Origin of the sequence: Phytobacter sp. MRY16-398 (genome assembly GCF_003925915.1) — a bacterium.
Taxonomy (GTDB): domain Bacteria; phylum Pseudomonadota; class Gammaproteobacteria; order Enterobacterales; family Enterobacteriaceae; genus Phytobacter; species Phytobacter diazotrophicus.
In genome coordinates this window covers 1115961-1142450 of sequence record NZ_AP018756.1, presented here as the reverse complement: position 1 = coordinate 1142450, position 26490 = coordinate 1115961, and the positions used below count along the sequence as shown (strand labels likewise).

The window sequence follows — 26490 nt, the reverse complement described above, 5'->3', positions numbered from 1 at the left end:
CCCGCCATGGAGAAGAATCAAACGGATCTCTGGTTTTCGTTTGTACGCGCTCATCGCTTGATGATTCGTGAAGTGGAGAGCCGTCTGGCAGCCGCGAAACTGCCCGCCTATGCCTGGTACGACGTACTTTGGGGGCTGGAAAGTGGGCAAGGCGGCACCCGTCGGATGCATGAACTGGCCGATGCGCTGGCGATAGAGCGCTACAATCTCACGCGTCTGGTAGACCGCCTGGAACAGGAAGGGCTGGTCGAGCGCACCCGTTCGCCCGATGACGGTCGTGCGGCGTATGCCACCATCACTAAGGAAGGGCGTGCGCTACGCAAGAAGATGTGGAAAGTCTATGAAAGTGCGGTGGCAGAACTTTTTCTGAACCAGTTCAGTACCGATGAGCAGAGCACCTTTTCTGCCGCGCTGGACCAGGTCGCTGCTGCGGCCCGCGCACAAAAGGCGCTGCGTTAACAGCGCCACAGAATAACGCCCGTATGCCTTTGGCATGAAGGCGTTCACCCGCTCAGACATGGTTCGAACCGCCAGGCGCGTTACACCTTTTTGCCGAAAACGTCTGTAAGAGTGAACCCGCCGAATTGCTGGCCACATTCATTACCGACAGCCATTGTGGTCCCCTTGTGATACCTGAGTGAGGATTTCCCAAAGCAAATCATCAAGCCTGGAATATGAAAATAATTCCCGCTCAAACAGGGTTGTCAGCGTGTATTCTGACCCGTGCGTGAATACGTTTTTTTGGATGCAGCAACGGTAAATACAGGTGAGATGATGACTGAACATATAACGAATAAGCCGGGTGGGAATTATGTACCCGTTATTATCCATGACGGGCTGGCTTATGTGAGCGGGCAGCTTCCGCGTAAAGGTGAAACTCTACTTTATTCAGGAAAAGTGGGAATGGACATTGATCTCCCTGATGCCCAACAGGCTGCTGCTTTTTGTGCAGACCTCTGTATTGCGGCAGTGAGTGAGGCCGCAGGCGGTGAGGAGAATATTATCCAGGTGCTTAAAGTGGTTGGGTATATTGCTTCTGCGCCTGGTTTTACCCAGCAAAGCCAGGTGATGAACGGAGCTTCCGATCAACTCGTCGCAAGGCTTGGGGCAAGGGGCACCCATACCCGAACCTCGGTAGGTGTCGCTGAACTCCCTCGGGGCGCGCCTGTTGAGCTGGAAATGATAGTCGCGGTGCGAAAGTAGAAATCATTCCCGGTAGAAAGCCTGGGCTGTTGCAATAGTTTTTATAAGCCTCCAGGGATACGGAGGCAAATCGGTTTGCAGATAACGGGCATAGTGTTGAGAGAGAATATTAATTTATTCCCGAAAATTTCCATCAACATAATACCCATCGGGCGTTTCTGGTTATTCCGGGAAATGACAAATGTCCTGCGTTATTTCCATAGCGGCGGTCTTTATCCGTACAGAGGGTTATGATGAAAGAAAAGCCTGTTTATATCCCCGTTCTGGAGTTTTTGCAGCGCCAGTTGCAAGGAACACTGGACGAGACAATGACAACACATATGAATTATCCCACTGCCATCTCACGGCTACTTGGTTTCAGTATTGTGGATGTCGGGGAAGCGACAGCGACCCTTGCGCTTGATGCCGATCCGGCACTTCACGGAAATCAGCAAGGTACCGTCCACGGCGGGCTATTATGCGAACTGGCGGACGCGGCGATTGGAACGGCGCATTCTACCTTAATGAAAAAGGATGAAAGTTTTACCAGCATCGACATTAAAACCACGTTCCTGCGCCCCGTATGGCGTTCACGTTTGTTGGCTACCGCCAGGGTGGAACATCGCGGTAAAATGATCAGCCACTACCGGTGCGAAATAGCGCGCGAGGACGGTAAAGTCGTCGCCATTATCACAAGTACGGTGTTAACGCTGACCGGTGAAAAAGCCAGGGGAAGATAAGATCTGCGTTATTAGCGATAAAATTAAGAGGTCAGGGTTCCTGCCTATCTTCTCTGTTTTAGCACAGCGGCCTGTTAAGCCACTGTGTCATTAACGTAGAGGCACTACCGCCAGCCGGGCCAATGATGTGCTTACCCCGTTGTTTCGCAGAAACGTAATCCGATAATGCCAATAAAAGCCAGCCCCATAAAACACATCCGGGGCCAGCTCATCTCATCCTGAAAAATCAGCATACCCGCCAGCACCAGCCCAATCGTTCCTGTGCCGGTCCACATGGCATAAGCCATTCCAACAGGCAGAGAACGCAGCGCCAATGCAAGCAAGTAAATACTGCCCAGCCCAGCCATAACGGCGATGATACTTGCCCCGAGCCGGGTCCACCCCGCGTTTAATTTGAGGGAAACGCCCATCACGATCTCAAGGGCTGCGGCAAGAAACAAATAGGTCCATGCCATAGACTTACTCCTCACTGGAGGTTGAGCGTTGCCTCGTTGCTCTGGAAGTCGGCTTACTCGCATGAAGTCCCGCTTGTACTGCCGGTCGCGCGGCGATCACATGAAGCCACCGCTTGAGGTGCGGGTAAGGCGTAATGTTCAGCCTCAGCTCGTCCCAGGTTCGCAGCCAGGTGAATGCGGCAATATCAGCAATGCTGTAGTTTTCACCAGCGAGGAAAGCAGACTCACTGAGCCGCGTATCCACAACCTGGTACAGGCGCAGTGATTGCGCCTTGTATCGCGCTATTGCCTCGTCATTGACCGTTTTGGCGCCATGCAAAAACCACCACAACTGCCCCAGCATTGGGCCGATACTGCCGACCTGGAAAAATAGCCACTGCTGCACGGCAATGTTTTCCGCTTCTGTCGCGGGCAGCAAACACCCCGTTTTCGATGAGAGCCAGGAAAGGATGGCACCCGACTCAAAAATGCGCAGGCCGGTTTGCCGATCAACAATCGCGGGGATCTTGCCAATCGGGTTGATCTTAAGGAAATCGGGTTGATGCTGATCCCCCTTGCCAAGATCAAGATCGAACTGCTCATACGCCAGGCCGGCTTCTTTCAGAAAAATGCTGACTTTTTGCCCGTTTGGCGTATCCGCCGTATAAAAAGCGAGGTCGCGGGTTACCTGTGTCATGTTTATCCTTATTGCGTGATTGGATTGCAAATACAATCGTTGCAATTGCAATCATATGCCACTCAACATGGCCGTGCAACAAGCATCTCAACGCGATCATGCGTGCGGCTGGAACCGCTTCATATCGCAGATATGATTTTCAAAGGAGAACAACAGGTATCCGGGAGATTGGCCAGGCGAAAATAGCGGACTCAGGGAGTCGGGGATGGGCTGCATTTGAAATGCAGAGTACGCATTCCGGCACGTCCCTGAGCCGGACATACGAATTACTGACGCATGCCGATCGCCAGGCGGTTAAATGCGTTCATCAGTGCAATCGCAAAGGTCAGATCGGAAATTTCAGCTTCGCTGAAATGGGCCGCCAGAGGGGTATAGTCTTCGTCAGGAGCATGCGTTTTATCGACATGCGTCAGCGACTCCGTCCACGCGAGGGCGGCACGTTCACGTTCACTAAATAATTCGCTGACCCGCCAGCCTGCCAGGCTGTCCAGCCGCGCAGCGCTTTCACCGTCGGCACGCAGGGCTTTGGCGTGCATCTCAAGGCAAAATGCGCAGCCGTTAATCTGCGAGATGCGCAGCCAGACTAACTCAATCAGCGCTTTCCCGAGGCTGCTCTTACTGAGCGCCTTTTTGGTCGCAGTAAAGCCGTTATACGCTTCCGCGGAAAGGGTGTAATAGGGTAAACGTTGTGGGGTGCTCATCAGGTTATCTCCGGTTATTAAAAAAACGTCATATTAAGGACTGGCGAAAGTGCATACCTACCGCCAGCAAGCCTTGTCGATAGTAGAAACGTTGGCCCAGCGCATTACCTAAACCGGTATCCAGCACCAGGTGAGTACAAGTCTGAGCGCGCGCCTCTTCACGCAGAGCATCGATTAATATCGCGCCCAGACCGAGGCTGCGGGCATGGGGCGCTGTCACAAGGTCATCCACATACAGAAAACGCCCGTACAGCAAATTTTCAGAGATCCGGTAGCCCGCCAGAGCCAGTAGCTCTTGCTCCTGCCAGACGCCCAGCAGGCAATACCCCTTCTCAGCCTGGCGATGAACGCGAGTGATAAAGTTCTCTGCATCGGTCAGGTGTGGTCGCAACTCCCGCATCACCAGGTACGCGGCATGGAGCGCCCGTTCACTTTCCACCTTATGTACTTCAAATGTCGCCATACGTTTCTCCTGTCTGATGGCTGCAATATATCGCCGCAATGACCTATGCTACAGTGACAAGAATTATCTAAATGACCAGGACAAAGACCGTGAAAGCACTGATGCCTGAAGCCACCTGGCAGCCGGACACACCGCTCTATTTGCAGCTTTATCAGCGATATCGCGACGCCATCACTGCCGGTCGGTTACGTCCAGGGGAACGTGTGCCATCAATACGTAATCTCGCCAGCGAGCTTCACGTGGCGCGGGGAACGGTGGAAATGGCTTATCAGATGCTGGTGAGCGAAGGCTATCTTGTGACGAAGGGAGCGGCAGGTACCCAGGTTTCCCCCCAACTGGCGAGGCTGCCGAACGCCGGAAGTCCGCCACGGCGGCGCAAAACCTCTGAGGCACAGGCGTATCAGACGCGCCTGACGGGAAATATTTTACCGTTTCAGCCAGGTGTTCCGGCGCTGGACGCGTTCCCACGGAAAATATGGTCTCGCCTGTCGGCACAAACACTGCGCCTGATTGAGTCAACGGTGATGACTCAGCCCGATCCGGCCGGATATGCGCCGCTTCGGGAAGCCATCGCCACCTATCTGGGCATCTCTCGCGGTATCGCCTGCACGCCGGAGCAGGTCTTTATTACCATCGGCTATCAGGGGGCGCTTGAACTGCTGTGTCGCACCGTTTTACGGAGCGGTGACGAAGGCTGGTATGAAAACCCCGGCTATTTTCCCGGCAGATATTTTTTGCAGCAAATGGGCATGACACTGACACCCGTTCCGGTAGATAAAGAGGGGATACAGGTTGCCACCGGGGAGCAACTGGCACCGAACGCCCGTTTTGCTGTCGTTACCCCTTCTCACCAAAGCCCCACAGGCGTCGCGCTGTCCTTACCCCGACGCCTGGCATTGCTGGCGTGGGCGAACCAAAAAGACGCCTGGATCATAGAGGATGACTACGACAGTGAGTTCCGCTACCACGGCCACCCACTCCCGGCCCTGAAAAGCCTCGACCATGAGCAACGTGTGCTTTATACCGGCACCTTTAGTAAGGTTCTTTTTCCCGGCTTACGTCTGGCCTACGTGGTGGTGCCCCCCTCTTTGCAATTGACCTTTGACGAGGCCGTTAATCACTGGCCAGGGCCGGGATCGATTCTGCCGCAAGCGATGGTGGCAGCGTTTATGCAACAGGGGCATTTTGCCCGCCATTTGCGCAAAATGCGTCAGTTGTACGCCATCAGGCGCGGTTATCTTGTAGAGGCACTTGAACGTGTTTTCGGCTCATCTCTGCATATCCAGCCACAGGCCGGGGGAATACAGGTTCTGGCTTACCTGGATGAATATCAATCCGATAAAGCACTGGCAACGGCGGCGCTGGCGGCAGGGCTGGGCGTCAAGGCGCTCAGTGAATGGGATGCAGGCACCCCGCCGCAAAACGGGCTATTGATGGGATTTACCAATTTTACCAGTGCGCAAGAAGCACATGCGGCGGTGAAACGGCTGTCAGCGCTGTTATCGCCCTGATGTCGCCTCCTGGCAGGGTGAAAATCACCATCGTTACCCAGCGGGCGGGTGCGGGCAAAGCGCGTTTGGTATTCGCGTTGATCCGCCCCGTTAATTAATACACAGCAATGTTAGTTTTGAGGCGACGGTTTTCATCCTTCCGATCTTTTATCTATTTGATATCAGTGGCTTGCATAGCGCCGTACTTTACTTTCCAGTTGTAATAGCTGACCTCGACGCACCTCAGAACGGCAATGATCTCATGTTCGGTAAATCGGGCTTTACGCATGGCTATCTCCTCCGAGGAAATAACCACTATGTCGGAAGATTTCTAAAAGAAAATAACTCCTTTTGCAGGGAAAGTTACAGATGAAGCCGATACTGTTCTTATCACCCAACAGATAGCAAACTGGGGCAATATTCAAGAAAATCTGGTCATTTTATCAAAGAGAAGAAACGCATTTTAATCACTGACAAGCTCATAAATTCAAATGAGGCAATAATTAACCTGGCCATAAAATAGGGTTTTGACTCTCATGTTCTCTTGACCAGAATCAGAAATAAAAAACTTCCCAATAAATTACCTTCATATCAGCCCTGGACAAAATGGTTATTTACCACGCTCCAAATTAGCTTTATTTCTGAATTCTAATTATTGGCGCCAGGAAAAGCAGTCATGAAGGTGCGGGCAAGAAACAATATAATATAAACTCTTATAAATAATTAAATGATATATAAAAGTAAAAATTATCATTTAAAAGAGTGTCAAAAAACTGTCATAAAACACATATCCATTTACAGGGAGTATGAACATGGCAGTTTTACTTGTTAGCGCCGTTTACGGTCTGGCGGTACTAACGGAAGGATACATTTGAGAAATGATGACAACGTTGTATTCGCTTGCTCCGGTGATGTTCCTGATCGTCATGGGATTTGTACTGCGGGCCAAAAACCTGCTTGATCATCAGTTCTGGTTGCCTTGCGAAAAGCTTAATTATTTCTGGCTGTTTCCGGCGCTGATGTTTTCTCAGGTGGCGACGGCGAGCCTGAATGATTTTCCGGTCAGGCCAATAGCGTGGTCGATTCTGGGCGCAGTGGTGATTGCCGCAATTTCACTCTGGTTGTGGCGGATATGGCGAAGCCAGTCGGGAACCGTCTTTTCTTCCGTCATTCAGGGTGCGCTACGCCCTAACACCTATATTGGTGTTGCAGCGGCTGCGTCCACTTACGGCAGTACCGGGTTGACGGTCACATCTATCAGTATCGCCGTGGCTATTCCCCTGCTGAATGTCGCTTCTATCATTATCTTGATGCATTATGGGCAGGGGAAAAGGCCAGCCGTAGGGCAGATTGTCAGAGCATTGGTACGTAATCCGGTGATTATCTCAGTGGTTGCAGGGCTGGCGTTTAATGTCAGTACGCTCAAACTTCCTGATGTGATCGGCAATATTCTGCATATTCTCGGCGGCGCGTCGCTGCCTCTGGGCTTACTGGCGGTAGGCGCGGGGCTCGATCTGCAAGCCGCACGCTCGGCGCACGGGCCAGTATTACAGTCGTCATTTGTGAAACTATTACTGGTGCCGGTTATCACACTCTTTATTGGCGTTGAATTGGGCATTTCAGGGCCGGTACTGGCCACCGTCGTCTTATTTAATGCCCTGCCTTGTACGCCTTCTGCCTATATTATGACTAAACTTCTCGGTGGTGATCATCGGCTTTCCGCCGGGATTATTTCCGTGCAAACGGTGCTGGCAGCGGTGACCATTCCCTTTATTCTGATGCTGACCCGGCTATCACCGAACTGAGGGAATGCGCTTCTCCATGGAAACAGTGCCAGTCTAAACTGAAATCGCCAGCCTCTCTTCCATCTTACAGAGAGGCATCTCGCCATGAAAAAGACCCGTTATAGCAAAGAACAGATAGCCTTAGCTTTGTCACCAGACCTCATCATTTCTCTCGTTTTAAACGACAGCAGCCTTCCCTCTGGTTTTCCTCCCTCACAGACTCCGTTATCATGCAATCTGTGCATTTATGAAATGCCCCGGCATTCATAAAAATCAATGAGACGTGAAACTCAATGAGAACAAAAAACATCACTAACTCATTAAAATTTAAGAAAATGGACATCACAAACTGATGAGTACACTAGAGAATTTCGACGCACATACGCCAATGATGCAGCAGTATCTGAAACTGAAAGCGCAGCATCCGGATATCCTGCTCTTCTATCGCATGGGCGACTTTTACGAGCTGTTTTATGACGATGCGAAACGTGCATCTCAGTTGATGGACATCTCGTTGACGAAACGCGGCGCTTCCGCAGGTGAACCCATCCCGATGGCCGGGGTGCCGCATCACGCGGTAGAGAACTATCTGGCAAAACTGGTCAGCCTGGGTGAATCGGTCGCCATTTGCGAGCAAATCGGCGATCCGGCCACCAGCAAAGGGCCGGTTGAGCGCAAAGTGGTGCGTATCGTCACCCCCGGCACCATCAGCGACGAAGCGTTATTGCAGGAGCGTCAGGACAACTTGCTGGCGGCCATCTGGCAGGACAGCAAAGGGTTTGGCTATGCCACGCTGGATATTAGCTCCGGGCGTTTTCGCGTCAGTGAACCCGCCGACCGTGAAACCATGGCGGCAGAACTGCAGCGCACTAACCCCGCTGAGCTGCTCTATGCCGAAGACTTCGCCGAAACATCGCTGATTGAAGGTCGTCGTGGCCTGCGTCGTCGCCCACTGTGGGAATTTGAAATCGACACTGCACGCCAGCAGCTCAATCTGCAATTTGGTACCCGCGATCTGGTTGGCTTTGGTGTGGAAAATGCCCCGCGCGGCCTCTGCGCTGCGGGTTGTCTGTTGCAGTATGTCAAAGATACCCAGCGCACCGCCCTGCCCCACATTCGTTCCATCACCATGGAGCGCCAGCAGGACAGCATCATTATGGATGCCGCCACGCGCCGCAACCTGGAAATAACCCAGAACCTGGCGGGCGGTATCGAAAACACCCTCGCATCCGTGCTCGACTGCACGGTCACGCCGATGGGTAGCCGTATGCTCAAACGCTGGCTGCATATGCCGGTACGCGATACCAAAACCCTTCTGGAACGTCAGCAGACCATTGGCGCATTGCAGGAAAACACCGGCGAATTGCAGCCAGTACTGCGTCAGGTTGGCGATCTGGAACGTATTCTTGCCCGTCTGGCACTGCGAACCGCCAGACCCCGCGACCTCGCGCGCATGCGCCATGCGTTCCAGCAACTGCCGGAGCTGCGCGCCCAACTGGCGCAGGTGAAGAGCGAGCCGGTGCAAAACCTGCGGGAGAAAATGGGTGAGTTTACGGAGCTACGTGAACTGCTGGAACGCGCCATCATTGATGCCCCGCCGGTGCTGGTGCGCGATGGCGGCGTTATCGCGCCGGGATACAACGCCGAGCTCGATGAGTGGCGAGCGCTGGCAGACGGCGCAACGGACTACCTCGACAGGCTGGAAATTCGCGAGCGCGAAAAGCTCGGTCTCGATACCCTTAAAGTCGGCTATAACGCCGTACACGGCTATTACATTCAGATTAGCCGCGGGCAGAGCCATCTTGCCCCCATTCACTATGTTCGCCGTCAGACGCTTAAAAATGCTGAGCGCTACATTATTCCTGAACTGAAAGAGTATGAAGACAAGGTTCTGACCTCAAAAGGCAAAGCGCTGGCGCTGGAAAAACAGCTTTATGATGAACTGTTCGACAAATTGCTTCCACACCTTGGCGATTTGCAGCAGAGCGCCACGGCGCTGGCAGAGCTGGATGTGCTGGTCAACCTGGCAGAGCGTGCGGACACGCTGAACTACTGCTGTCCGACATTCAGCGATAAACCGGGTATCCGTATTGTTGAAGGCCGTCACCCGGTCGTGGAGCGTGTGCTCAATGAGCCGTTTATCGCCAACCCCTTGAACCTTTCGCCCCAGCGCAGGATGCTAATCATTACCGGGCCGAATATGGGCGGTAAAAGTACCTACATGCGCCAGACGGCGCTGATCGCGTTGCTGGCCTATATTGGCAGCTACGTTCCGGCGCAGAAGGTGGAAATTGGCCCTATTGATCGCATCTTTACGCGTGTGGGCGCGGCAGATGATCTGGCAAGCGGGCGGTCGACCTTTATGGTGGAGATGACCGAAACGGCCAATATCCTGCATAACGCCACGGAAAACAGCCTGGTGCTGATGGATGAAATTGGTCGCGGCACCTCTACCTACGACGGTCTGTCGCTGGCCTGGGCCTGTGCAGAGAATCTGGCCAATAAAATCAAAGCGTTGACGTTGTTCGCCACCCACTATTTCGAACTGACCCAGTTGCCAGAAAAAATGGAAGGCGTGGCCAATGTCCATCTTGACGCACTGGAACATGGCGACACCATCGCCTTTATGCACAGCGTGCAGGATGGTGCGGCGAGCAAAAGCTATGGTCTGGCGGTTGCCGCACTGGCAGGTGTTCCTAAAGAGGTGATCAAGCGCGCGCGTGGAAAATTGCGCGAGCTGGAAAGCCTGTCGCCGAGTGCCGGCGCCACGCAGATTGATGGTACGCAGATGTCACTGTTAGCCGTACCGGAAGAGACCAGCCCGGCAATGGAAGCGCTGGAAAATCTGGACCCCGATTCCCTCACGCCGCGTCAGGCGCTTGAGTGGATTTACCGCCTGAAAAGCCTCGTCTAACTCCCCCGGCCCGCAATGACCTTGCGGGCCATGCTTTATCGAATAATTTCCCCGAATGCCAGGCAAGCCCGATATCGGCTTCTATACTTTTTATTTGTCTCGACTGATTTCTCTCAATAATGAAAAGGAACCATGCTATGGCAATTCACAAGAAAGGGCAGGCTCACTGGGAAGGTGATCTGAAACGTGGGAAAGGGACTGTTTCAACAGAAAGCGGTGCCCTTAAAGAACTTCCTTATGGCTTCAACACCCGTTTCGAAGGCGTTCAGGGGACTAACCCGGAAGAGCTGATCGGCGCGGCACATGCGGCCTGTTTCTCAATGGCGCTTTCGCTCATTCTGGGCGAAGTAGGCTACACGGCAGACAGCATCGACACAACGGCAACCGTCACGCTGGACCAGGTTGACGGCGGGTTCGCGATTACCAAAGTCGCCCTGAAAAGTGCGGTAAAAGTACCGGGTGCCGACCCTGCTAAATTTGATGAAGCCATTCAGAAAGCCAAAGCCGGTTGTCCGGTATCGAAAGTATTAAATGCGGAAATCTCACTGGAATACACGCTGAACTAATACGTCGTATTTTGCAGGAAACACTCCGTCCGGATTGTTTCCTGCCCTTCCCTACTGACTCAGCGCATCATCCGACGAACAAGCTGCGTGAATTGTTCACGTTCTTCCTCGCTTAACTTGCCAAGAAACTCTGCGTCCACGCCATTACCCACCGGGATGCTCGCTTTCAGCACCGCTTCACCTTCCTCGGTCAAAAATAAAAAACGGCGTCGTTTATCGTCCGGATCGTGCTCACGGCGGACCAGACCACGCGTCTCCATACGGCTGAGCATTTCCGCGAGGGTCGCTTTCGTGCTGACCGCCACCTCCGTCAGGGCGACCTGTTCAATACCGGGATTTTCGGCAATAGAACGCATCACCGCATATTGTGGTTTGGTCAGTTCCGGCAGTACCTGTTGCCAGCGCGCCGTGTGCTGCTGGAATAGCTGACGTAGCAGGTGAAAGGCCTCTTTTCTTAACTCCATGAATGCTCCGTTATGGGTTTCTCCTCCCTATGATAGCCATTAACTTGCCGAATTTTAACGCGACTTTTTTTAGCAAAAAATGCGCATGTATACGAACAATCTTGTCTGTGACGATCCTCAGGAGTAGGTTATTTCAAAACGTTCGCATACGAACAATGATTGAGGTGGTGAATGAAACTGATAATCGGGATGACGGGGGCAACCGGCGCACCATTGGGCGTGGCGTTATTGCAGGCGCTACGGGAGATGCCAGAGGTTGAAACTCATCTGGTGATGTCGAAGTGGGCGAAAACCACTATTGAACTGGAAACGCCCTGGACTGCCCGCGAAGTGGCGGCACTGGCTGATGTCACTCATAACCCGGCCGATCAGGCAGCCACCATCTCCTCAGGCTCGTTTCGCACCGACGGCATGATAATTATTCCCTGCAGCATGAAAACGCTGGCAGGTATCCGTGCGGGCTACGCCGAAGGGCTGGTTGGTCGCGCCGCCGATGTGGTGCTCAAAGAGGGCCGCAAACTGGTGCTCGTCCCGCGTGAAATGCCGCTTAGCACCATTCATTTAGAAAATATGTTAGCGCTTTCCCGCATGGGGGTGGCGATGGTCCCTCCCATGCCCGCGTATTACAACCATCCGCAGACTGTTGATGACATTACCCAGCATATCGTGACCCGCGTGCTCGATCAGTTTGGTCTGGAGCACAGCAGAGCACGCCGTTGGGAGGGCCTGCAGGCGGCACAGCATTTTTCACAGGAGAAAGAATATGGCTTTTGATGATTTACGAAGCTTCTTGCAGGCCCTTGATGATCAGGGGCAACTGCTGAAAATCAGTGAAGAGGTTAACGCCGAGCCAGATATTGCGGCGGCGGCCAATGCCACCGGGCGTATCGGCGACGGCGCGCCTGCACTGTGGTTCGATAATATTCGCGGCTTTACCGATGCGCGCGTGGCAATGAACACCATTGGTTCCTGGCAGAATCATGCGATCTCTATGGGGTTGCCATCGAACACGCCAGTTAAAAAGCAGATTGACGAGTTTATCCGCCGCTGGGATACCTTCCCTGTCGCACCGGAGCGCCGTGCAAATCCGCTGTGGGCGGAAAATACCGTCGATGGTGAAGAGATTAACCTGTTTGACATCCTGCCGCTGTTTCGTCTGAACGATGGCGATGGCGGTTTCTATCTTGATAAAGCGTGCGTTGTCTCCCGCGATCCGGTCGATCCTGACCATTTTGGTAAGCAAAACGTCGGCATCTACCGTATGGAAGTGAAAGGCAAACGCAAACTGGGCCTGCAGCCGGTGCCGATGCACGACATTGCGCTACATCTGCATAAAGCGGAGGAGCGTGGCGAAGACTTACCGGTTGCGATCACGCTCGGGAACGATCCAATCATCACCCTGATGGGTGCCACGCCGCTGAAATACGATCAGTCTGAATACGAAATGGCCGGGGCGCTGCGCGAAAGTCCTTACCCCATCGCCACCGCGCCGCTCACCGGTTTTGATGTACCGTGGGGCTCGGAAGTGATCCTCGAAGGGGTTATCGAGGGGCGTAAACGCGAAATCGAAGGCCCCTTCGGCGAATTTACCGGTCACTATTCCGGTGGACGCAATATGACGGTCGTGCGTATCGATAAAGTCTCTTATCGCACAAAACCGATTTTTGAATCGCTTTACCTGGGTATGCCGTGGACTGAAATCGACTACCTGATTGGCCCGGCGACCTGCGTCCCCCTGTATCAACAGTTAAAAGCGGAGTTCCCGGAAGTGCAGGCTGTGAATGCCATGTACACCCACGGCCTGCTGGCCATCATCTCCACCAAAAAACGCTACGGCGGTTTTGCCCGCGCGGTGGGCCTGCGCGCCATGACCACGCCGCATGGCCTGGGCTATGTAAAAATGGTCATTATGGTCGATGAAGACGTTGACCCGTTCAACCTGCCGCAGGTGATGTGGGCGCTGTCGTCAAAAGTGAACCCGGCAGGCGATCTTGTGCAGTTACCGAATATGTCGGTACTGGAGCTGGACCCAGGCTCAAGCCCGGCAGGCATTACCGACAAACTGATTATCGACGCGACGACGCCGGTCGCACCGGATACGCGCGGTCACTACAGCCAACCGGTACAGGATCTCCCTGAAACCAAAGAGTGGGTTGAAAAACTGACCGCCATGCTGGCCGCACGTAAATAAGGAGAAGAGAATGATTTGTCCACGTTGTGCCGATGAACACATTGAGGTGATGGCAACCTCACCGGTGAAAGGTATCTGGACCGTTTATCAGTGCCAGCATTGTCTGTATACCTGGCGCGATACCGAGCCACTACGCCGCACCAGCCGCGAACACTATCCGGAGGCGTTTCGTATGACGCAAAAAGATATTGATGACGCGCCGCAGGTGCCAACGATCCCACCGCTGCTGGCGGCAGATAAGCGTTAAGCCGGAAAGCGCGCAAGAAAAAGGCCGGTCATTTGACCGGCCTTTTGATGTCCAATACTTATTCGCGGAAAAGCGCTTCGATATTCAGCCCTTGCGCCTGCAGGATTTCACGCAGACGGCGCAGACCTTCAACCTGAATCTGACGTACGCGCTCGCGTGTCAGACCGATTTCACGACCCACATCTTCCAGCGTTGCTGCTTCATATCCCAGCAGACCGAAACGACGTGCCAGCACTTCACGCTGTTTGGCGTTCAGTTCGAACAGCCATTTGACGATGCTCTGTTTCATATCGTCATCTTGCGTTGTGTCTTCCGGGCCGTTTTCTTTTTCATCGGCCAGGATATCCAGCAGCGCTTTCTCGGAATCACCGCCCAGCGGTGTATCCACCGAGGTGATACGCTCGTTGAGGCGCAGCATGCGACTCACATCATCGACCGGCTTGTCGAGTTGTTCGGCAATCTCTTCCGCACTCGGTTCGTGGTCCAGTTTATGGGACAACTCACGCGCGGTACGCAGATAGACGTTCAGCTCTTTAACAATATGGATTGGCAGACGGATAGTACGGGTTTGATTCATAATCGCCCGTTCAATAGTCTGACGAATCCACCAGGTCGCATAGGTGGAGAAACGGAAACCACGTTCCGGGTCGAATTTTTCAACCGCACGGATCAGGCCCAGGTTCCCCTCTTCAATCAGGTCCAGCAACGCCAGGCCACGATTGCTATAACGACGGGCAATTTTCACTACCAGACGCAGGTTACTTTCGATCATGCGGCGGCGAGAAGCAACGTCACCACGCAAAGCGCGACGTGCAAAATAAACTTCTTCTTCGGCCGTTAGCAGTGGGGAATAACCAATTTCCCCAAGATAAAGCTGAGTCGCATCCAGCACACGCTGGGTAGCGCCCTGCGATAACAATTCCTCTTCGGCCAGGTCGTTATCACTGGGTTCCTCTTCAACTAAGGCTTTCTCATCAAAAGCCTCTACTCCGTTCTCATCAAATTCCGCATCTTCATTTAAATCATGAACTTTCAGCGTATTCTGACTCATAAGGTGGCTCCTACCCGTGATCCCTGGACAAAGCACCTGAAAAGCACTTCATTACTGACCATTGCAGCGGCATCTGCGCGCGCTGCAACGACAACAATGAGGAACGGTTCAACCACTTTGCCGATTTATCGCTGCGGCAAATAGCGCAGCGGGTTTACGGATTTCCCCTTGTAACGAATTTCAAAATGCAAGCGTGTAGAACTGGTTCCGGAGCTACCCATGGTAGCGATTTTTTGCCCCGCCTTAACTTCTTGTTGTTCCCGGACCAGCATCGTATCGTTATGGGCGTAGGCACTCAGGTAATCATCGTTATGTTTGATGATAATAAGATTACCGTAACCGCGAAGCGCGTTACCGGCATAGACGACGCGCCCATCTGCGGTCGCGACGATTGCCTGTCCTTTGCTACCTGCGATATCAACACCTTTGTTGCCACCTTCGGTAGCAGAGAAGTTGTCGATAACTTTGCCATCTGTCGGCCAGCGCCAGGAAGCAATCGGCGTACTGGTTGACGTGCTGCTGATGGTCGGTTCGGTCGTGCTGACAGTTGGAGCCGTAACAGGCGCTGTGACAGGGGTCGCAGGCTTGTTGTTCGGCAACATTTTGTTAGCACTTTGTTCACCTGAATCCTCAGAATACGTAATTGTTGGTTTTGAAGCAACAGCTACGGTGGAATTTTGTGCAGGTTTTGAGACAATTCCTTGTGCGCTCGCATCTGCCTGAGTTATCGCGTTTCCGCCCGTTATTGGCGTACCTGATGCATTACCCACTTGCAAGGTTTGACCCACTGTCAAGCCGTAGGGTGCAGCAACATGGTTGCGCTGGGCAAGATCGCGGAAATCGTTCCCGGTTATCCACGCAATATAAAATAAAGTATCACCGCGTTTTACGGTATAGGTACTGCCGCCGGTATAGCTCCCTTTCGGAATGTTCCCATACTGACGGTTATAGATGATTTTGCCATTAACAGTCTGAACAGGCTGTTCCGGAACAGACTGAACAGGCGCGGTCTGTACCGGGCGCTGAACGGGCTGTACGGGCTGAATTTGCGGCTGTGACGCGGTACCGATTTTTGGTGGCGGAGTGATTAACATTCCGGAATTGCTGCTGGAGCTGGTGTTGCCACCCACCGAACTGACCGGAGCGGGTGCGTTGCTGGAGCTTGTACAGCCTGCCAGCCAGATAGAAACCAGTGATAGTGCCGCAACACGGCTTACGGTGAATTTAGGGCTTCCCGTGCTCATTTATCCCCCAGGAATGTGTTAGCTACCAATGACTTAAAATTAACCGTGAACGGTTTCGGCAAATTTGCCCACCATACGCTGATGCGGCATGAAAACATCAGGAAAAATCTGTTTATCAGGCCAGTTCGCCTTTAACCAGCGGCACAAAGCGCACGGCTTCCACGGTATCGATTACAAATTCGCCTCCCCGCCGACGAACACGTTTAAGAAGTTGCTGCTCGTCGCCCACAGGTAAAACGAGAATCCCGCCTTCATCCAGTTGCGACATCAACGCCGCCGGAATTTCTGGCGGTGCGGCGGTGACAATAATGGCATCGAATGGACCCCGTGCCTGCCAACCCTGCCAGCCATCGCCATGTCGAGTTGAAACATTATGTAAATCAAGTTGTTTAAGGCGACGTCGTGCGTGCCATTGCAGACTTTTAATGCGTTCAACCGTACAAACGTGATGCACCAGATGCGCCAGTATCGCAGTCTGATAACCAGACCCCGTGCCAATTTCCAGCACCCTGGATTGCGGCGTCAGCTCGAGTAAAGCCGTCATCCGCGCCACCATATAAGGCTGAGAGATAGTCTGGCCCTGGCCGATAGGCAGCGCCACGTTATCCCAGGCCTTATGTTCAAACGCCTCATCGATAAATTTCTCGCGCGGTACCAGAGAGATGGCTTCCAGCACATGCTCATCGGTAATGCCCTGCGCGCGTAATTGATCAAGCAGTGTTTGTACGCGTCTGTTCACCATCGTTCAGTCACTCCGGCGCGATCCAGCCAGCCCGAAACCACATCATGCGCGCTATGCGCAGTTAAATCCACGTGTAGCGGGGTGACAGAAACAAAACCCTCATCGATGGCGGCAAAATCGGTATCCGGCCCGGCGTCGTATTTCTCGCCCGGAGGGCCAATCCAGTAAAGCGTGTTGCCTCGTGGATCCTGCTGCGGAATGACCTTATCCGCAGGATGACGACTACCGCAGCGGGTAACACGAATACCCTTGATTTCACTGAGCGGCAAGTCCGGGACATTAATATTCAGAATACGCCCGGTACGTAACGGCTCGCGCGACAGCGCGCGCAGAATGGAGCAGGTGACAGCCGCGGCTGTCTCGTAATGCGTCTGGCCGTTTAATGACACCGCCAGGGCCGGAAAGCCCAGATGGCGTCCTTCCATCGCTGCCGCGACAGTACCAGAATAGATAACATCATCCCCGAGGTTCGGCCCGGCGTTAATGCCAGAGACGACAACGTCCGGGCGCGGGCGCATCAGCGCGTTGACGCCCAGATAGACACAGTCGGTCGGGGTGCCCATCTGCACCGCAATGTCGCCGTTTTCGAAGGTGAAAGTTCGGAGGGAGGATTCCAGCGTTAACGAGTTGGATGCGCCGCTACGGTTACGATCGGGAGCCACGACCTGTACGTCGGCAAACTCCCGCAGGGCCTTTGCCAGCGTCTGAATACCTGGCGCATGAATCCCGTCATCGTTACTCAGCAATATTCGCATAATCACCCAAAGTATTGATAATTTCCCTTACCACACTGGTGGCGAAGCTACCTGCCGGCAGCCAGAAGCGTAACTCGACGGTCACGTCATCCCACCAGTTCCAGCTTAATTGTTGCGGAAAGAGCAACATTGCGCGGCGCGACGCCTCAACCTTTTCACGCACCAGCAACGCCTGCAGCTCAGGCGCATCGGCAACGGCGGCCTGCTCAAATGACAGCGCTTCGCCCTGCGTTCCCCATTCGCCGCTTCCCGGCATTGAGGCGGTAATCATCAGCGCTTTATCATCAACGCGCGTCTGCAGCTCAGCACGCTCTTCTGCGGTCGCCACAAACCAACTTCCGCGCCCCGATAATTGTAGCGCATCGCCGTCAACAACTTGATTAAAGTCTGTTTTTTTCAGGCGCTCGCTAACAATCTGATTAAACAATGCACTGCGTGCCGCCGACAACCAAAAACTGCGCTTATTACGATCGCGCACCGGGGCATCGCTTTGAGCCCAACGTAGCGCCCCCTGTAGATTGCTGCCGCCGATGCCAAAACGTTGCGCACCAAAATAGTTCGGTACGCCGCCCTCGCGGATTGCCTGCAGGCGGGATTCCACGTCGTCCCGGTTGCTGATTTCGCGCAGCACAAGGGTGAAACTGTTGCCTTTAAGCGCGCCTAAACGCAGTTTGCGCTTATGGCGGGCATATTCCAGCACTTTACAGCCTTCCGGCTGAAACGCGCTCAGGTCCGGCATATCTTTACCCGGCACGCGCGCGCACAGCCATTGCTCGGTCACCGCGTGTTTATCTTTCTGCCCGGCAAAGCTGACTTCACGGGCGTGTATTTTAAGGAACTTCGCCAGCGCGTCGGCAACAAAGCGCGTATTGCAGCCGTTTTTCAGAATTCGCACCAGAATATGTTCACCTTCACCGTCGGGTTCGAAGCCTAAGTCCTCGATAACCACGAAATCTTCCGGATTGGCTTTCAGTAAACCGCTAGCCGCAGGTTTACCGTGCAAATAGGTTAGCTGGTCGAAGCCGGTCATTTCGCCGCCTTAAGCAGGAGCGCCACCGCCTCACAGGCAATACCTTCGCCACGTCCGGTAAAACCGAGTTTCTCGGTTGTGGTTGCTTTCACGTTCACGTCGTCCATGTGGCAGCCCAAATCTTCGGCGATAAACACGCGCATCTGCGGGATATGCGGCAACATTTTCGGTGCCTGCGCGATGATAGTGACGTCCACATTGCCAATCACGTAGCCTTTGGCCTGGATGCGACGCCATGCCTCGCGCAGCAGCGCACGGCTGTCTGCCCCTTTGAACGACGGGTCGGTATCCGGGAAAAGCTTACCAATATCCCCCAACGCCGCCGCGCCTAACAGGGCATCGGTCAGCGCATGTAACGCGACGTCGCCATCGGAGTGCGCCAGCAGGCCTTTCTCCCAGGGAATGCGAACGCCACCGATAATAATGGGGCCATCGCCGCCAAATGCGTGTACGTCAAAACCGTGTCCAATGCGCATTATGCCTTCTCCTGGTGTTAAGAATGGGTGAGATAAAATTCTGCAAGTTTCAGATCCTCAGGACGCGTCACCTTAATATTATCCGCGCGTCCGGCGACCAGTTCCGGGTGGAATCCACAATATTCGAGTGCCGAGGCTTCATCGGTGATGGTCGCGCCTTCGTTGAGCGCGCGCGTCAGGCAGTCGTGGAGGAGTTCCAGAGGGAAAAATTGCGGCGTGAGCGCATGCCATAAATCGTTACGCTCAACGGTGTGGGCAATAGCCGTTTTACCAGGTTCAGCACGCTTCATGGTGTCGCGAACCGGTGCGGCAAGAATACCGCCGACCCGGCTGGTTTCACGCAGTTGTAGCAGGCGATTTAAATCATCCTGATGCAGGCAAGGACGTGCGGCGTCATGCACCAGTACCCACTGAGCCCCTTGCGCGGCTTTCAGCCCCGCCAGTACGGAGTCCGCACGTTCAGCGCCACCAGCCACAACGGTAATGGCGGGATGTTGCGCCAGCGGCAAGCGGGCAAAACGCTCATCACCGGGGCTGACGGCGATAATGACACGCCCCACGTTTGGGTTGACCAGCAAGGCCGCCACCGCGTGTTCGAGGATCGTTTTATCGCCAATGGAAAGATATTGCTTGGGACATTCCGTTTGCATGCGGCGGCCAAATCCGGCAGCCGGCACCACCGCACAAACGTCCGGAATAATTACAGACATGTCGTAAACCCGGGATTGTTTATCGATTATTTTGTGTGTTCTGTACTGACCCCTGGTTGCGTTTGGACGCGTCCGGCACCAGACGATAAAAGGTTTCGCCCGGTTTGGTCATCGTTAATTCGTTGCGAGCGCGTTCCTCAATCGCTTCCTGGCCGCCATTGAGATCGTCAATTTCAGCAAAGAGTTGATCGTTTCGCGCTTTTAATTTGGCGTTTGTCGCCTGCTGTGCGCCCACATCTTCGCTGACACGGCTATAGTCGTGAAGACCATTTTTGCCAAACCACAGTGAATACTGTAGCCAGACCAGCAAAGCCAGCAATAGCAGCGTTAGTTTACCCATCCTGCCCCCTGAAAAACGGCATCATCATCCCATAACTTTTTCTCAGACTCCACACCGGGGCCGGGTGATAACGAGTCACCGCGACAGAATGTAACATATTTACGCACCTTTCCGTAGGGTTGTCCCCAGGACACATCGTCTTAATGTGGGTTACGGTTTGAAGTATGGATGGCTTTAGCCCATCAGCCACATAAACAACGCGCCAAACATGGCCACAACCGTGAGCGCGGTGAGGACAATGCTGTAGAGCAGCTTGCCATTGACGATGGAATGCAGGGCTATACCCACCACAACCGAAACGGGCATCAGCGCAAGGAAGAAAGGCCAGGTGTAGAGGAGGAAGAACAGCGTGTTAGGACCGTAAATCAGAAAAGGGATAGCCAGCGCCAACAGCCACGCGACAAAGCCCACTGCGGCCCCAGGCAGGGACCAGGTGGTCTCTTCGCTGGTCGTGATGGTATCCGACCTTGAGATGGTGATGTTCTGACTATTACGCATATCTGATCCCATTAACTGACTGGCCGACGAAACAGGATACGCCCCACGTTCTGCGTATCCCCGGCACTGTCTCAGGATCTGATCATATCGTCCCGTCTCATGAGGTCTAATAATTGGCTCACCAAATTTGTTACCAATTGTTCACCTTGCAGGTGAACTTCGGGTGTTTCAGGCGCTTCGTAAACGGCGTCGATGCCGGTGAAGTTGCGTAACTCCCCCGCGCGCGCTTTTTTATAAAGTCCCTTCGGGTCGCGTGCTTCGCAAATCGCCAGCGGCGTATCCACGAAAACTTCTATAAAACGCCCTTCCCCCACGCGCTCACGCACCATCTGCCGCTCAGCACGGTGCGGGGAGATAAACGCGGTCAGCACCACCAGCCCGGCATCAGCCATCAGGCTGGCGACTTCCCCGACCCGGCGAATGTTCTCTTTGCGGTCTTCATCGCTAAAACCCAGATCGCTACACAGGCCGTGACGCACATTATCACCATCGAGCAGGTAAGTACTGACACCCTGCTGATGTAATGCCTCTTCCAGCGCCCCCGCTACCGTCGATTTACCGGAACCAGACAGCCCGGTAAACCACAGCACAACCCCACGGTGGCCGTGGAGTTGCTCACGCTGCGCAACGGTCACCGGATGAGGATGCCAGACGACGTTCTCATCATGAGCGGCCATTACTTACCTCCCAGCAAATCACGCGCGCCCCAGTGTGGGAAATGTTTACGGATAAGCTGATTCAACTCCAGCTCAAAGGCGCTGAACTGCGACGGTACAGTCGTCTCCTGCTGATGCACTTCACGCACCATGCCGGCGCCTACGGTCACGTTGCTCAGGCGGTCGATAAAGATAACACCGCCAGTCACCGGGTTTTGTTGATACGCATCCAGGGTCAGCGGCTCATCAAAGGTCAAATCGACCAGACCGATACCGTTTAACGGCAGCGTATCCACCTGACGCTGGGTGAGATTGTTAATATCTACCTGATATTGAATGGCATCGACGCGGGCGCGGGTCTTTTTACCGGCCACTTTGATGTCAAAGCTCTGTCCTGGCGCCAGCGGCTGCTCAGCCATCCATACTACGTCGAGGGACGCGCTCTGCACCGCAGGCACGCTCTCCTGGGCATCCAGGATCAGATCGCCACGGCTGATGTCGATCTCGTCCTTAAGTACCAGGGTAATCGCTTCACCCGCATGGGCTTCCTGTAGGTCGCCATCAAAGGTCACGATGCGCGCAACGGTGGATTCCACCCCAGACGGCAGTGCTTTGATGCGCTGGCCAACCTTCACGCTGCCCGAGGCCAGCGTACCGGAGAAGCCACGGAAATCGAGGTTCGGGCGGTTAACGTACTGCACCGGGAAACGCATCGGCTGGGTGTCCACAACGCGCTGAATTTCGACGGTTTCGAGGACTTCCAGCAGCGTCGGGCCGCTGTACCACGGAATGTTGGCGCTCTGGCTGGCGACGTTATCCCCTTCCAGCGCCGACAGAGGTACAAAGCGAATGTCCAGATTGCCCGGTAGCTGTTCAGCAAAGGTCAGGTACTCTTGACGAATGTTCTCAAAGGTCTCTTCGCTAAAGCCGACCAGATCCATTTTATTGACCGCCACCACCAGGTGTTTAATGCCCAGCAGGGTGGAGATAAAGCTGTGGCGACGGGTCTGATCCAGCACGCCTTTACGGGCGTCAATCAACAGGATCGCGAGATCACAGGTTGACGCACCGGTAGCCATATTACGGGTGTACTGTTCGTGCCCCGGGGTGTCGGCAATGATAAATTTGCGCTTCTCGGTTGAGAAGTAACGGTACGCCACGTCGATGGTGATGCCCTGTTCACGTTCCGCCTGCAGGCCGTCGACCAACAGGGCCAGGTCGAGTTTTTCCCCCTGGGTGCCGTGACGTTTGCTGTCATTGTGCAGCGTAGAGAGCTGATCTTCATAAATCTGGCGCGTGTCATGCAGCAGGCGGCCAATCAGGGTGCTTTTCCCGTCATCGACGCTGCCGCAGGTCAGAAAACGCAGCAGGCTTTTGTGCTGCTGTGCGTGCAGGTACGCTTCGACGCCGCCTTCGTTGGCAATTTGTTGGGCAATAGTGGTATTCATGGCGGCTCCTTAGAAGTATCCCTGACGTTTTTTCAGCTCCATGGAGCCTGCCTGGTCGCGGTCAATCACGCGGCCCTGACGTTCACTGGTGGTGGAAACCAGCATCTCTTCGATAATTTCCGGCAGCGTCTGCGCTTCGGACTCCACAGCGCCGGTCAGCGGCCAGCAGCCAAGCGTACGGAAACGCACCATCCGCTGTTCGATCACTTCGCCAGGTTGCAGGTCGATACGATCGTCGTCGATCATCATCAGCATGCCGTCGCGCTCCAGCACCGGGCGCTCTGCGGCCAGATACAGCGGAACAATTTCGATATTTTCCAGGTAGATATACTGCCAGATATCCAGCTCGGTCCAGTTTGAGAGCGGGAACACGCGGATGCTCTCGCCTTTGTTAATCTGGCCGTTGTAGTTGTGCCACAGTTCAGGACGCTGATTTTTTGGGTCCCAGCGGTGGAAGCGATCGCGGAAAGAGTAGATTCGCTCTTTGGCGCGGGACTTCTCTTCGTCACGGCGTGCGCCGCCGAAGGCCGCATCAAAACCGTATTTGTTCAGCGCCTGCTTAAGCCCTTCGGTTTTCATGATATCGGTGTGCTTGGCGCTGCCGTGGACGAATGGGTTAATGCCCATCGCCACCCCTTCCGGGTTTTTGTGCACCAGCAGCTCACAGCCATACGCTTTCGCTGTGCGGTCACGGAACTCATACATCTCACGGAATTTCCAGCCGGTGTCCACATGCAACAGCGGGAATGGCAGCGTGCCAGGATAGAAGGCTTTACGCGCCAGATGCAGCATCACGCTGGAGTCTTTACCGATGGAATACATCATCACCGGATTGGAGAATTCGGCGGCCACCTCGCGAATGATATGGATGCTTTCGGCTTCCAGTTGTCGCAGGTGAGTGAGTCGTTTTTGATCCATAACCGTTCCTTAAGCCAGATTCACCACGGAGGCGTCAAACGCTTCCGGGCCTGTCGTGTGTTGAAACCAGGCGAGTTCATGATGCAGTTGTACCACCTCGCCCACGACCAGCAGGGCGGGCATTGGCGCATCTTTCGCCAGTTCCTCAAGTTGTTGTAATGTGCCGGTTCTGACCTGCTGGTCAGCCCGTGTGCCGCGCGAAATCACCGCGACCGGTGTCTGTGCCTCTCGCCCGTGAGCGATGAGTTGTTCGCCGATTTCTGCCGCTTTCATCGTACCCATATAGATAGCCAGCGTCTGGCGACTTTGCGCCAGTTGCGACCAGTCAAACGGTGCGCTGTCGGCTTTGTAATGTCCGGTAACAAAGGTGGCACTTTGTGCGTAGTCGCGGTGGGTCAGCGGAATGCCTGCGTAAGCCGTCGCGCCGGATGCCGCCGTCACGCCGGGCACCACCTGGAAGGGGATACCTGCTGCCGCAGCCGCCTGTAACTCTTCGCCACCGCGACCAAAGATAAACGGGTCGCCGCCTTTCAACCGCACCACAGTTTTGCCCGCCTGCGCGGCCTCAACCAGCATGCGATTGGTGTCATGCTGCGCAACCAGGTGCGAGCCAGCGCGTTTACCCACGCTGATCAGTTCCGCATCGCGGCGTACGAGTTCCAGCACGCCATCGGTTACCAGATGATCGTAAAACACCACGTCAGCCTGCTGGATAACCTGCAAACCACGCAACGTTAGCAGCCCGGCATCACCGGGCCCCGCGCCAATCAGAATGATTTCGCCGGTGCTACTGCCCGGTTTCGCGAGTTCATCAGCCAGCACCTGTTCCGCAGCCTGCTCTTTGCCCGCCGCCATCAGGCTGGCAAAGCGGCCACGAAAGGCACTCTCCCAGAAACGACGACGTTCATCGGTGGTTTTACGAAATGCTTTAATGCGCGTGCGCCAGCGCCCGGCCACCTCAGCCATACGGCCTAAGTTCGCGGGCAACAACGCTTCAATTTTTTCACGCAGCAATCGCGCCAGTACCGGTGCGTTGCCGCCGGAAGAGATAGCCACAAGCAGCGGCGAGCGGTCAACAATCGACGGGAAGATAAATGAGCACAGCGGCTGGTCATCTACCACGTTGACAAGACGATGGCGGGCATTTGCGGCGTCAAAGACACGACGATTGACGTCCCCGTCATCCGTTGCCGCAATCACCAGAAAGACGTTGTCGAGTTGCGCTTCATCGAACGTATCCGCCAGCAGGTGGATCTCTTGCTCATCCACTAACTGTTGTAGTGAGGGTTCGAGATGTTTTGTCACCACCAGCACGCGTGCCCCCGCGCGGCGTAAAAAAGCAATCTTACGAGCGGCGACGTCGCCACCACCGACAACCAACACGGGGCGGTCTTTGACGTCAGCAAATAAAGGAAGGTAATCCACAGGGCAACAACTCACTCGCAACCAGTAATAGTGGGACTATAGGGGGGAGAGTAGAGTGAATGAAATTACGAATTGGAATGAGTAGTTCCGCAAAGGAATAACGAGATAAAAAAGCAAATGCCAAAAAGTGCTTAACCACCACATTTTTGCAGAGTTAAGAACAAATGAAATTGTGTAAACCGGGTCACAGTTTCATACTAAGCGCGATAAAATTTTTGTCGTAAAAGGACTCTCTATGCTCTCCGCATTGCGCCACCGTACCGCTGCCCTGGCGCTCGGCGTATGCTTTATTTTTTCTGCTCAGGCACGAGCACCTCATCCCGGTGAATTTGCAAGTAATCAGGCGCGCCATATCGCCACCTATTTTCCCGGCCGCATGACCGGCTCGCCGGCTGAAATGCTCGCAGCGGATTATATACGCCAGCAGTTTGCGCAGATGGGCTATCAGAGTGACATCCGCAAATTCAACAGCCGCTACAGTTGGGCTTCTCGTAGTAATCAGCACAACTGGCAGAACGTCACCGGCAGCACCGTTATTGCCGCGCATGAAGGCAAGCACCCACAGCAGATCATTATTGTGGCGCATCTGGACACCTACGCGCCGCGCAGCGATGCGGATACCGACAATAATCTGGGTGGTCTGACGCTACAGGGGCTCGATGATAACGCCTCAGGAGTGGGGGCGATGCTGGAGCTGGCGGAACAATTGAAATCGGTGCCAACGGAATACACTATTCGCTTTGTGGCGACCAGCGGTGAAGAGCAAGGCAACCTCGGGGCCGAGAACTTCCTCAAACGCATGAGTGAGCATGAGAAGAAGCAAACGCTGCTGGTGATTAATCTCGATAACCTTATTGTCGGCGATAATCTCTATTTCAACAGCGGTAAGAAAACCCCCGCATCGGTGCGTAAGCTCACCCGTGACAGGGCGCTGGCTATCGCACGCTCTCTGGGGATTAGCGCGACCTCCAATCCGGGCCTTAACCCTGATTATCCTCAGGGAACAAGCTGCTGCAATGATGCAGAAGTCTTTGATAATGCCGGTATTCCGGTGCTATCCGTTGAGGCCACCAACTGGAATTTGGGGAAAAAGGATGGCTATCAGCAGCGCGCGAAATCGAAATCCTTCCCGGATGGCGTGAGCTGGCATAACATCAAGCTCGATAACGTCCAGCATATCGATCAGGCCCTGCCGGGGCGTATCGACCGACGCAGCCGCGATGTAGTGCGTATTATGCTGCCGTTGGTCAAAGAACTGGCAAAGGCGGGGACAAAGTAAATCTGCCGTTCGTAAAAACGAAAAAAGGGAGCATCGGCTCCCTTT

General features: G+C 54.3%; 29 protein-coding genes. 11 read left to right on the top strand and 18 right to left on the bottom strand.

Annotated features, from left to right (window positions below):
- Nucleotides 1–6: 6 nt before the first annotated feature.
- The 3 genes from MRY16398_RS05440 to MRY16398_RS05425 all read left to right on the top strand — a co-directional run bounded on the left by MRY16398_RS05440 (nt 7) and on the right by MRY16398_RS05425 (nt 1922).
- On the top strand, nt 7–459 hold the full coding sequence (locus MRY16398_RS05440; protein WP_125123948.1) for a MarR family winged helix-turn-helix transcriptional regulator: 453 nt from the start codon (nt 7–9) through the stop codon (nt 457–459).
- 312 nt (nt 460–771) lie between these two features.
- Nucleotides 772–1203 (top strand): RidA family protein, encoded by a 432-nt coding sequence (locus MRY16398_RS05430; protein WP_232034380.1) that lies wholly within the window; start codon nt 772–774, stop codon nt 1201–1203.
- Between the two features lie 230 nt (nt 1204–1433).
- Nucleotides 1434–1922 (top strand): PaaI family thioesterase, encoded by a 489-nt coding sequence (locus tag MRY16398_RS05425; RefSeq protein WP_232034379.1) that lies wholly within the window; start codon nt 1434–1436, stop codon nt 1920–1922.
- A gap of 131 nt (nt 1923–2053) precedes the next feature.
- Here the strand turns inward: MRY16398_RS05425 and MRY16398_RS05420 are convergent, their stop codons facing one another.
- From MRY16398_RS05420 to MRY16398_RS05405, 4 genes are all read right to left on the bottom strand, one after another.
- Nucleotides 2054–2377 (bottom strand): DMT family transporter, encoded by a 324-nt coding sequence (locus MRY16398_RS05420; RefSeq protein WP_108700734.1) that lies wholly within the window; start codon nt 2375–2377, stop codon nt 2054–2056.
- A 4-nt stretch (nt 2378–2381) separates the two neighbouring features.
- Nucleotides 2382–3053 carry a glutathione S-transferase family protein gene (locus MRY16398_RS05415; protein ID WP_125123947.1) on the bottom strand — a complete coding sequence of 224 codons (672 nt, stop codon included), beginning with the start codon at nt 3051–3053 and terminating at the stop codon, nt 2382–2384.
- 266 nt (nt 3054–3319) lie between these two features.
- Nucleotides 3320–3754 (bottom strand): carboxymuconolactone decarboxylase family protein, encoded by a 435-nt coding sequence (locus tag MRY16398_RS05410; protein ID WP_071194760.1) that lies wholly within the window; start codon nt 3752–3754, stop codon nt 3320–3322.
- Nucleotides 3755–3782: 28 nt separating this feature from the next.
- Nucleotides 3783–4217: a GNAT family N-acetyltransferase gene (locus MRY16398_RS05405; RefSeq protein WP_125123946.1), complete on the bottom strand. Its 435-nt coding sequence runs from the start codon at nt 4215–4217 to the stop codon at nt 3783–3785.
- Nucleotides 4218–4288: 71 nt separating this feature from the next.
- Between MRY16398_RS05405 and pdxR the strand changes: the two genes are divergently transcribed.
- The 4 genes from pdxR (at nt 4289) to MRY16398_RS05380 (ending at nt 10971) form a co-directional block, all read left to right on the top strand.
- The gene (gene pdxR, locus MRY16398_RS05400) at nt 4289–5728 is read left to right on the top strand and encodes a MocR-like pyridoxine biosynthesis transcription factor PdxR (protein ID WP_232034378.1); all 1440 of its coding nucleotides are present in this window, start codon (nt 4289–4291) and stop codon (nt 5726–5728) included.
- An 857-nt stretch (nt 5729–6585) separates the two neighbouring features.
- Nucleotides 6586–7512: an AEC family transporter gene (locus tag MRY16398_RS05390; protein ID WP_125123945.1), complete on the top strand. Its 927-nt coding sequence runs from the start codon at nt 6586–6588 to the stop codon at nt 7510–7512.
- Between the two features lie 331 nt (nt 7513–7843).
- Nucleotides 7844–10405: a DNA mismatch repair protein MutS gene (mutS, locus tag MRY16398_RS05385; protein ID WP_107223848.1), complete on the top strand. Its 2562-nt coding sequence runs from the start codon at nt 7844–7846 to the stop codon at nt 10403–10405.
- A gap of 137 nt (nt 10406–10542) precedes the next feature.
- Nucleotides 10543–10971, top strand: coding sequence for an OsmC family protein (locus MRY16398_RS05380; protein ID WP_039077674.1), 429 nt, complete (start codon nt 10543–10545; stop codon nt 10969–10971).
- A 59-nt stretch (nt 10972–11030) separates the two neighbouring features.
- Here MRY16398_RS05380 and MRY16398_RS05375 read toward each other — a convergent pair whose 3' ends face one another.
- Nucleotides 11031–11435 carry a MarR family winged helix-turn-helix transcriptional regulator gene (locus MRY16398_RS05375; RefSeq protein ID WP_039077675.1) on the bottom strand — a complete coding sequence of 135 codons (405 nt, stop codon included), beginning with the start codon at nt 11433–11435 and terminating at the stop codon, nt 11031–11033.
- 171 nt (nt 11436–11606) lie between these two features.
- Here MRY16398_RS05375 and MRY16398_RS05370 point away from each other — a divergent pair, with 171 nt between their 5' ends.
- From MRY16398_RS05370 to MRY16398_RS05360, 3 genes are read left to right on the top strand one after another with little or no spacing between them, the layout of a single operon-like run.
- Entirely contained in the window at nt 11607–12209 is a 603-nt protein-coding gene (locus tag MRY16398_RS05370) for a non-oxidative hydroxyarylic acid decarboxylases subunit B (RefSeq protein WP_039077676.1), read from the top strand.
- Nucleotides 12199–13626 (top strand): non-oxidative hydroxyarylic acid decarboxylases subunit C, encoded by a 1428-nt coding sequence (locus MRY16398_RS05365; RefSeq protein WP_039077677.1) that lies wholly within the window; start codon nt 12199–12201, stop codon nt 13624–13626. Before MRY16398_RS05370 ends, MRY16398_RS05365 begins: the two co-directional genes overlap by 11 nt.
- 10 nt (nt 13627–13636) lie before the next feature.
- A complete protein-coding gene (locus MRY16398_RS05360) occupies nt 13637–13873 on the top strand; it encodes a non-oxidative hydroxyarylic acid decarboxylases subunit D (protein WP_039077678.1) in 237 nt (78 codons plus the stop codon).
- A 58-nt stretch (nt 13874–13931) separates the two neighbouring features.
- Here the strand turns inward: MRY16398_RS05360 and rpoS are convergent, their stop codons facing one another.
- From rpoS to cysG, 13 genes are all read right to left on the bottom strand, one after another.
- Entirely contained in the window at nt 13932–14924 is a 993-nt protein-coding gene (gene rpoS / locus MRY16398_RS05355; protein ID WP_039077679.1) for an RNA polymerase sigma factor RpoS, read from the bottom strand.
- 125 nt (nt 14925–15049) lie between these two features.
- Complete coding sequence (gene nlpD, locus MRY16398_RS05350) at nt 15050–16108, bottom strand: murein hydrolase activator NlpD (protein WP_223878793.1); 1059 nt, start codon at nt 16106–16108, stop codon at nt 15050–15052.
- Between the two features lie 175 nt (nt 16109–16283).
- Complete coding sequence (locus MRY16398_RS05345; protein WP_039077681.1) at nt 16284–16910, bottom strand: protein-L-isoaspartate(D-aspartate) O-methyltransferase; 627 nt, start codon at nt 16908–16910, stop codon at nt 16284–16286.
- Nucleotides 16904–17665 carry a 5'/3'-nucleotidase SurE gene (gene surE / locus MRY16398_RS05340; RefSeq protein ID WP_039077682.1) on the bottom strand — a complete coding sequence of 254 codons (762 nt, stop codon included), beginning with the start codon at nt 17663–17665 and terminating at the stop codon, nt 16904–16906. The genes MRY16398_RS05345 and surE overlap by 7 nt, the downstream gene beginning before the upstream one ends.
- Nucleotides 17646–18695, bottom strand: a complete 1050-nt coding sequence (gene truD / locus MRY16398_RS05335; protein WP_071193819.1) for a tRNA pseudouridine(13) synthase TruD — start codon at nt 18693–18695, stop codon at nt 17646–17648. Before truD ends, surE begins: the two co-directional genes overlap by 20 nt.
- The gene (ispF, locus tag MRY16398_RS05330; protein WP_039077684.1) at nt 18692–19171 is read right to left on the bottom strand and encodes a 2-C-methyl-D-erythritol 2,4-cyclodiphosphate synthase; all 480 of its coding nucleotides are present in this window, start codon (nt 19169–19171) and stop codon (nt 18692–18694) included. Before ispF ends, truD begins: the two co-directional genes overlap by 4 nt.
- A 17-nt stretch (nt 19172–19188) precedes the next feature.
- Nucleotides 19189–19881: a 2-C-methyl-D-erythritol 4-phosphate cytidylyltransferase gene (gene ispD / locus MRY16398_RS05325; RefSeq protein ID WP_039077685.1), complete on the bottom strand. Its 693-nt coding sequence runs from the start codon at nt 19879–19881 to the stop codon at nt 19189–19191.
- Nucleotides 19882–19900: 19 nt separating this feature from the next.
- Nucleotides 19901–20221, bottom strand: a complete 321-nt coding sequence (gene ftsB / locus MRY16398_RS05320) for a cell division protein FtsB (RefSeq protein WP_039077686.1) — start codon at nt 20219–20221, stop codon at nt 19901–19903.
- Nucleotides 20222–20395: 174 nt separating this feature from the next.
- Nucleotides 20396–20719 carry a DUF3561 family protein gene (locus MRY16398_RS05315; RefSeq protein ID WP_039077687.1) on the bottom strand — a complete coding sequence of 108 codons (324 nt, stop codon included), beginning with the start codon at nt 20717–20719 and terminating at the stop codon, nt 20396–20398.
- Nucleotides 20720–20790: 71 nt separating this feature from the next.
- Entirely contained in the window at nt 20791–21396 is a 606-nt protein-coding gene (cysC, locus tag MRY16398_RS05310; protein WP_039077688.1) for an adenylyl-sulfate kinase, read from the bottom strand.
- Complete coding sequence (cysN, locus tag MRY16398_RS05305; protein WP_039077689.1) at nt 21396–22823, bottom strand: sulfate adenylyltransferase subunit CysN; 1428 nt, start codon at nt 22821–22823, stop codon at nt 21396–21398. The genes cysC and cysN overlap by 1 nt, the downstream gene beginning before the upstream one ends.
- A 9-nt stretch (nt 22824–22832) precedes the next feature.
- Nucleotides 22833–23741 (bottom strand): sulfate adenylyltransferase subunit CysD, encoded by a 909-nt coding sequence (gene cysD / locus MRY16398_RS05300; protein ID WP_039077690.1) that lies wholly within the window; start codon nt 23739–23741, stop codon nt 22833–22835.
- A gap of 9 nt (nt 23742–23750) precedes the next feature.
- Nucleotides 23751–25166, bottom strand: coding sequence for a siroheme synthase CysG (gene cysG / locus MRY16398_RS05295; RefSeq protein WP_125123944.1), 1416 nt, complete (start codon nt 25164–25166; stop codon nt 23751–23753).
- Between the two features lie 235 nt (nt 25167–25401).
- On the opposite strand from cysG, the gene MRY16398_RS05290 reads away from it, so the two are divergent.
- Nucleotides 25402–26445 carry an aminopeptidase gene (locus tag MRY16398_RS05290; RefSeq protein WP_039077692.1) on the top strand — a complete coding sequence of 348 codons (1044 nt, stop codon included), beginning with the start codon at nt 25402–25404 and terminating at the stop codon, nt 26443–26445.
- Nucleotides 26446–26490 lie beyond the last annotated feature (45 nt).

What these genes read in the sequence shown, in the direction of transcription:
- MRY16398_RS05440 (WP_125123948.1), top strand. Translation starts at nt 7, where the DNA reads ATGGAGAAGAATCAAACGGATCTCTGGTTTTCGTTTGTACGCGCTCAT.
- MRY16398_RS05430 (WP_232034380.1), top strand. Translation starts at nt 772, where the DNA reads ATGATGACTGAACATATAACGAATAAGCCGGGTGGGAATTATGTACCC.
- MRY16398_RS05425 (WP_232034379.1), top strand. Translation starts at nt 1,434, where the DNA reads ATGATGAAAGAAAAGCCTGTTTATATCCCCGTTCTGGAGTTTTTGCAG.
- MRY16398_RS05420 (WP_108700734.1), bottom strand. Translation starts at nt 2,377, where the DNA reads ATGGCATGGACCTATTTGTTTCTTGCCGCAGCCCTTGAGATCGTGATG.
- MRY16398_RS05415 (WP_125123947.1), bottom strand. Translation starts at nt 3,053, where the DNA reads ATGACACAGGTAACCCGCGACCTCGCTTTTTATACGGCGGATACGCCA.
- MRY16398_RS05410 (WP_071194760.1), bottom strand. Translation starts at nt 3,754, where the DNA reads ATGAGCACCCCACAACGTTTACCCTATTACACCCTTTCCGCGGAAGCG.
- MRY16398_RS05405 (WP_125123946.1), bottom strand. Translation starts at nt 4,217, where the DNA reads ATGGCGACATTTGAAGTACATAAGGTGGAAAGTGAACGGGCGCTCCAT.
- pdxR (WP_232034378.1), top strand. Translation starts at nt 4,289, where the DNA reads ATGACCAGGACAAAGACCGTGAAAGCACTGATGCCTGAAGCCACCTGG.
- MRY16398_RS05390 (WP_125123945.1), top strand. Translation starts at nt 6,586, where the DNA reads ATGATGACAACGTTGTATTCGCTTGCTCCGGTGATGTTCCTGATCGTC.
- mutS (WP_107223848.1), top strand. Translation starts at nt 7,844, where the DNA reads ATGAGTACACTAGAGAATTTCGACGCACATACGCCAATGATGCAGCAG.
- MRY16398_RS05380 (WP_039077674.1), top strand. Translation starts at nt 10,543, where the DNA reads ATGGCAATTCACAAGAAAGGGCAGGCTCACTGGGAAGGTGATCTGAAA.
- MRY16398_RS05375 (WP_039077675.1), bottom strand. Translation starts at nt 11,435, where the DNA reads ATGGAGTTAAGAAAAGAGGCCTTTCACCTGCTACGTCAGCTATTCCAG.
- MRY16398_RS05370 (WP_039077676.1), top strand. Translation starts at nt 11,607, where the DNA reads ATGAAACTGATAATCGGGATGACGGGGGCAACCGGCGCACCATTGGGC.
- MRY16398_RS05365 (WP_039077677.1), top strand. Translation starts at nt 12,199, where the DNA reads ATGGCTTTTGATGATTTACGAAGCTTCTTGCAGGCCCTTGATGATCAG.
- MRY16398_RS05360 (WP_039077678.1), top strand. Translation starts at nt 13,637, where the DNA reads ATGATTTGTCCACGTTGTGCCGATGAACACATTGAGGTGATGGCAACC.
- rpoS (WP_039077679.1), bottom strand. Translation starts at nt 14,924, where the DNA reads ATGAGTCAGAATACGCTGAAAGTTCATGATTTAAATGAAGATGCGGAA.
- MRY16398_RS05345 (WP_039077681.1), bottom strand. Translation starts at nt 16,910, where the DNA reads ATGGTGAACAGACGCGTACAAACACTGCTTGATCAATTACGCGCGCAG.
- surE (WP_039077682.1), bottom strand. Translation starts at nt 17,665, where the DNA reads ATGCGAATATTGCTGAGTAACGATGACGGGATTCATGCGCCAGGTATT.
- truD (WP_071193819.1), bottom strand. Translation starts at nt 18,695, where the DNA reads ATGACCGGCTTCGACCAGCTAACCTATTTGCACGGTAAACCTGCGGCT.
- ispF (WP_039077684.1), bottom strand. Translation starts at nt 19,171, where the DNA reads ATGCGCATTGGACACGGTTTTGACGTACACGCATTTGGCGGCGATGGC.
- ispD (WP_039077685.1), bottom strand. Translation starts at nt 19,881, where the DNA reads ATGTCTGTAATTATTCCGGACGTTTGTGCGGTGGTGCCGGCTGCCGGA.
- ftsB (WP_039077686.1), bottom strand. Translation starts at nt 20,221, where the DNA reads ATGGGTAAACTAACGCTGCTATTGCTGGCTTTGCTGGTCTGGCTACAG.
- MRY16398_RS05315 (WP_039077687.1), bottom strand. Translation starts at nt 20,719, where the DNA reads ATGCGTAATAGTCAGAACATCACCATCTCAAGGTCGGATACCATCACG.
- cysC (WP_039077688.1), bottom strand. Translation starts at nt 21,396, where the DNA reads ATGGCCGCTCATGATGAGAACGTCGTCTGGCATCCTCATCCGGTGACC.
- cysN (WP_039077689.1), bottom strand. Translation starts at nt 22,823, where the DNA reads ATGAATACCACTATTGCCCAACAAATTGCCAACGAAGGCGGCGTCGAA.
- cysD (WP_039077690.1), bottom strand. Translation starts at nt 23,741, where the DNA reads ATGGATCAAAAACGACTCACTCACCTGCGACAACTGGAAGCCGAAAGC.
- MRY16398_RS05290 (WP_039077692.1), top strand. Translation starts at nt 25,402, where the DNA reads ATGCTCTCCGCATTGCGCCACCGTACCGCTGCCCTGGCGCTCGGCGTA.